At 45.0% G+C, this 3,997-nt stretch carries 3 protein-coding genes, 1 tRNA gene and 3 pseudogenes; 5 read left to right on the top strand and 2 right to left on the bottom strand.

Annotated features, from left to right (window positions below; translation table 11 throughout):
• The 3 genes and pseudogenes from H6H02_RS26410 to H6H02_RS26400 form a co-directional block, all read left to right on the top strand.
• Nucleotides 1-83: pseudogene (locus tag H6H02_RS26410) on the top strand (IS1 family transposase); the annotation flags it as partial.
• Nucleotides 64-345, top strand: coding sequence for a Uma2 family endonuclease (locus H6H02_RS26405; protein ID WP_242040896.1), 282 nt, complete (start codon nucleotides 64-66; stop codon nucleotides 343-345). The pseudogene H6H02_RS26410 and the gene H6H02_RS26405, both read left to right, overlap by 20 nt.
• 4 nt (nucleotides 346-349) lie before the next feature.
• Nucleotides 350-919, top strand: a pseudogene (locus H6H02_RS26400) (Uma2 family endonuclease).
• Between the two features lie 234 nt (nucleotides 920-1,153).
• On the opposite strand, the gene H6H02_RS26395 reads toward H6H02_RS26400, so the two are convergent.
• Nucleotides 1,154-1,226: transfer RNA gene (locus H6H02_RS26395), tRNA-Ala, on the bottom strand.
• A 172-nt stretch (nucleotides 1,227-1,398) separates the two neighbouring features.
• On the opposite strand from H6H02_RS26395, the gene H6H02_RS26390 reads away from it, so the two are divergent.
• Nucleotides 1,399-2,232, top strand: coding sequence for a rhodanese-related sulfurtransferase (locus tag H6H02_RS26390; protein WP_190823379.1), 834 nt, complete (start codon nucleotides 1,399-1,401; stop codon nucleotides 2,230-2,232).
• Between the two features lie 528 nt (nucleotides 2,233-2,760).
• Nucleotides 2,761-3,837, top strand: coding sequence for a hypothetical protein (locus tag H6H02_RS26385; RefSeq protein WP_242040895.1), 1,077 nt, complete (start codon nucleotides 2,761-2,763; stop codon nucleotides 3,835-3,837).
• A 61-nt stretch (nucleotides 3,838-3,898) separates the two neighbouring features.
• Here H6H02_RS26385 and H6H02_RS26380 read toward each other — a convergent pair.
• Nucleotides 3,899-3,997, bottom strand: a pseudogene (locus H6H02_RS26380) (IS1 family transposase); the annotation flags it as partial.

The raw sequence follows: 3,997 nt of genomic DNA, 5'->3' as shown, positions 1-3,997 counted from the left end.
CCAAGAGCGAGGAAATGCTGAGACACTCAATTCGCTTGTTACTTCACTACCTGAAGTTTTGGGATGTGCCTGTTCCAGCTTGATTCATACCCCCATTCAGCAACGCCGCTCATCGAATACGCTAACACTACCCTCAGCAAAGACCTCTATACCAAGCGCAAAGCGTACGCCGCCGCATCAATTCGGGAGTATTGGGTTGTGGACTTGAAGCATCGACAACTCTCTGTATTCCGTGATCCTGTCAATGGCGACTACGCTAGTGCAGAAACGCTAACGATGGGAGAGATTGGTCCCAAGGCGTTTTCAGATGTTGTGATTTCAGTGCAACGGTTATTAGAAGGATAACACTATGATTGCCTCCCCCCAACACTCCTACCTTACAGCCGATGAATACCTGCAACTGGAGGAACAAAGCCCCGTCAAACACGAATACATTGACGGACAAATCTACGCGATGGCAGGTGCCAGCGACCCCCACGTTACCATCGCTGGCAACCTCTTTGCCGTCCTCCGCAACCACGCCCGAGGCTCAGGTTGCCGCGTCTACATCTCCGATATGAAAGCCCGGAGCGAATCCCTGAATCGATTCTACTACCCCGACGTGATGGTCACTTGTGACCCCCGCGACCAAGAAACCTCCACCTTTAAATGATTTCCCACTCTACTGGTCGAAGTTTTATCTGACTCCACTGAAGCCTTCGACCGAGGTGACAAGTTTGCCGACTATCAAGAACTTGATAGCCTGCGCGAATACGTCTTAATCAACACCAAACGTACTCGCGTTGAGTGCTTCCGCCGCAACGACCAGGGGCTGTGGGTATTGCAGTCCTACACGCCAGAACAGACCTCATTTCGCCTCGACAGTATCGACTTTGAGGGAACTCTAGAAACGCTTTATGAAGACGTAGTGTTCGGATAGCTGGGTAAATTTGGGAATACTAAATCAGGAGTCCTTTCGTAAACGTTTCCGATGGCATCCAATTTCGACTTTCTACAAAATCGTTACCCCATTTGTACGTTCGCGACATTTAATTTGCGAACATACATTAACAATTGTCGGAATCTAATTCAACGACACGAATTTGTTGAAAACGACGTTAAGCGACATTAATCTGTTAACGACGACAAATAATGTGTTAATCGACAACATAAATGGAGGTTAGCGGACTCGAACCGCTGACATCCTGCTTGCAAAGCAGGCGCTCTACCAACTGAGCTAAACCCCCGGACTTGAAGCTGGAACTTCAGACACTTTTGTTATATTAGCTCATCTGGTTTCATTAGGGAAGGGGGTAAAGGAAGAAATATTTAGACGCATATCATCACAGAAGCTTACTCTGCTAGGTTAGGTGATGAACCAGCGTAAAACATTTTTACTTGTTGCAGTTGAGTGGGGAAATGACCCAAGTTGTTGTAGCTTTCTATAAATTTGTCAAGTTGCCAGATTTTGCCGAGAAGCAAGACCCCTTATTGTCGCACTGCAAAACACAGGGTATTAGAGGGACAATTTTGCTGGCAGCAGAAGGCATTAACGGGACAATCGCGGGTTCTCGTGACAGCATCGACTCAGTTTTATCATTTTTGCGCTCCGATCCGCGTCTAGTTGACTTGGAGCATAAAGAGTCTTATGCCGATTCTCCGCCGTTTGACCGGATGAAGGTGCGATTGAAGAAAGAAATAGTCACCTTGGGATTGCCAGAAATCGATCCGAGCGATCGCGTCGGTACTTATGTCAGTCCGCAAGCGTGGAATGAACTGATTTCCGATCCAGAGGTGACAATTATTGACACCCGCAACGATTATGAAGTGACGATTGGCACCTTTAAACGAGCGCAAAATCCCAAAACTGGCTCATTCCGGCAGTTTCCTGACTATGTTCGCAATAACCTCGACCCCAGCAAACATAAAAAAGTTGCTTTATTCTGCACTGGCGGCATTCGCTGCGAAAAAGCGACATCATTTATGATGGCTGAAGGGTTCCAAGAGGTCTATCACCTCAAAGGCGGCATTCTCAAGTATTTAGAGGAAGTTCCCCCAGAAGACAGTCTCTGGCAAGGGGAATGCTTTGTCTTCGATCAACGGGTTGCTGTACGCGAGGGTTTGGAGATAGGAACTCATGAAATGTGCCCTCGTTGCGGTCATCCTATCTCCGAAGTGGATAAAACTTCGCCTGATTATCACGAAGGGATATGCTGTCCCTACTGTTGCGATCGCTTCACTCAGGAGAAATAAGTAGCACTGTCAACCAGGTGGCGACAAATTAATTTGGCCAGATTCTCAGGATATGCGATCGCAGCGCAAAGCTTACCTTGCAAGCGGCTGTGTTTTCCTTTCGGCATCAGTCTGGAGTGCTAAGTCTGTTCGCCCTATCCTAGTCTATATAAGAGCGATCGCTTCCATGCATTGCAAACATAGCATTGCAGACATAGATAAATAGCGATCGCGCTTATCCTTGCAGAGGAGGAGACGGGCGATTCCTTCCGGGATAGCTTTGCTTCACGGAAATTTTACTTATGCGGGTAATTTCCGTACATAATTCAATATTTTAGAAGTTTTAATGAAGTTTGAGTTGCCGTCCTTGACGACTTCAGAAATACTAGTTTTAAATAGAGCTAACTCGTGTTGAATCCTACAAGGCTAGAGAGAAATTCCCTGGAAATACCAGGGAATGTAAGAGGCGTGATCGCCTCTTACATTTGAGCTTCATTGTAAAGGTATTGGTTATATATTAATTGTTTTAAGTTTTTACTTATCGAACAAATGTTTAAAATTCATGTTCAGGAAATAGAAGCTGTAGCTTCTACGATTCAAGAAACAGCCTCGGATATTGTTTCAAATACTCAAAATGCAGTATCAGAAGCACTCTCAACAACCCAAGAGGCTGCAAGTAGTGCAATTCAGGAGGTTTCTAACTCAGTCACTTCTATAGCTTCTACGTTCCAAAAAACAGCATCAGAGATTGTTTTAAATACCCAAAATGCAGTATCAGAGGCGATCTCAACAACGCAAGAAGCTGGGAATAATGTAATCATTGAAGCTCAACAAGCTTCTAGTGCAGTTACTGGCGCTGCAACAATTGCTGCACAAGAGGCATTCAAAGTTGCTCACAACATTAAATTTGAGAACTTACCTCACAACTTGCAACTGAAATTTCACCGAGCTGGAGTACGCGAAGGCATTCGCAATGTTCAAGAAGCTGCCAAAGTGTATGAAACCATACCAGCACAAATTCGCGCTCAAGGATATGAGGCGATTCGCGAGTTTTGCAGCGATAAGGATTGGAGCCATATAAAAGCGCACGTTAACGGTGGAGGAAAAGAAGCTTCTAACGGCATTTTCGAGAACTTCAGAATCAACCGATCTCGTGGTGGAGTTAATATGACTCCTGAAGAACTTGCAGCAGCACGTAAAGTCCTTGGCGATGCAGCTTTCAAAGCAAGTTTAGAGCAAGTGATTGGAGCTGCGGTTCAAGGTGCTTTGGTAGCAGCAGTGATTGAACTTGTATTCTCAACTTTAGAAAATTCCTTGTCCTTTGCGGAAGGAAAAATTACGCAAGACGAGCTAATCCGGAACGTTGCAGTTGCAACAGCAAAAGCTGGATTAGCTGGTGGTGTAATTACAGGCATCTTGATATGTATCTGTATGGTTTTCCCACCAATCGCTGCTCTACTTGGTTACGCTGCTGTTCCTCTGGCAGTAATTGGTATCGGTTTCATGTGTGTTCGCGCCTGGGAAATCTTCATCCGTGCTGATAAGCTTTTTGGAATTACCGAAGAACTGGTAAAATTTACCCAAAACCTTGAGCAAACCATTTTGAATTTTGACGCTTTGGGATAAGCGATCACTCTGAATCAAATATTAGTATATGCACCATCGGTCCCTACCAAAAAAGGTGGTGCTAAACAAGTAATGATGCATTATAATCATGCACAAAATACCAAATGGCACCAATGTGATTCTCTAAGGACTTGGAAAAGGATAAGGTTTTTCGGACTAA

Origin of the sequence: Coleofasciculus sp. FACHB-1120 (assembly GCF_014698845.1) — a bacterium.
GTDB lineage: Bacteria > Cyanobacteriota > Cyanobacteriia > Cyanobacteriales > FACHB-T130 > FACHB-T130.
This window is presented reverse-complemented; position numbering and strand designations above follow the sequence as displayed.

Excerpts from the sequence above, each read along its gene's own strand:
- H6H02_RS26385 (WP_242040895.1), top strand. The coding sequence starts at position 2,761 with ATGTTTAAAATTCATGTTCAGGAAATAGAAGCTGTAGCTTCTACGATT.
- H6H02_RS26390 (WP_190823379.1), top strand. The coding sequence starts at position 1,399 with ATGACCCAAGTTGTTGTAGCTTTCTATAAATTTGTCAAGTTGCCAGAT.
- H6H02_RS26405 (WP_242040896.1), top strand. The coding sequence starts at position 64 with ATGTGCCTGTTCCAGCTTGATTCATACCCCCATTCAGCAACGCCGCTC.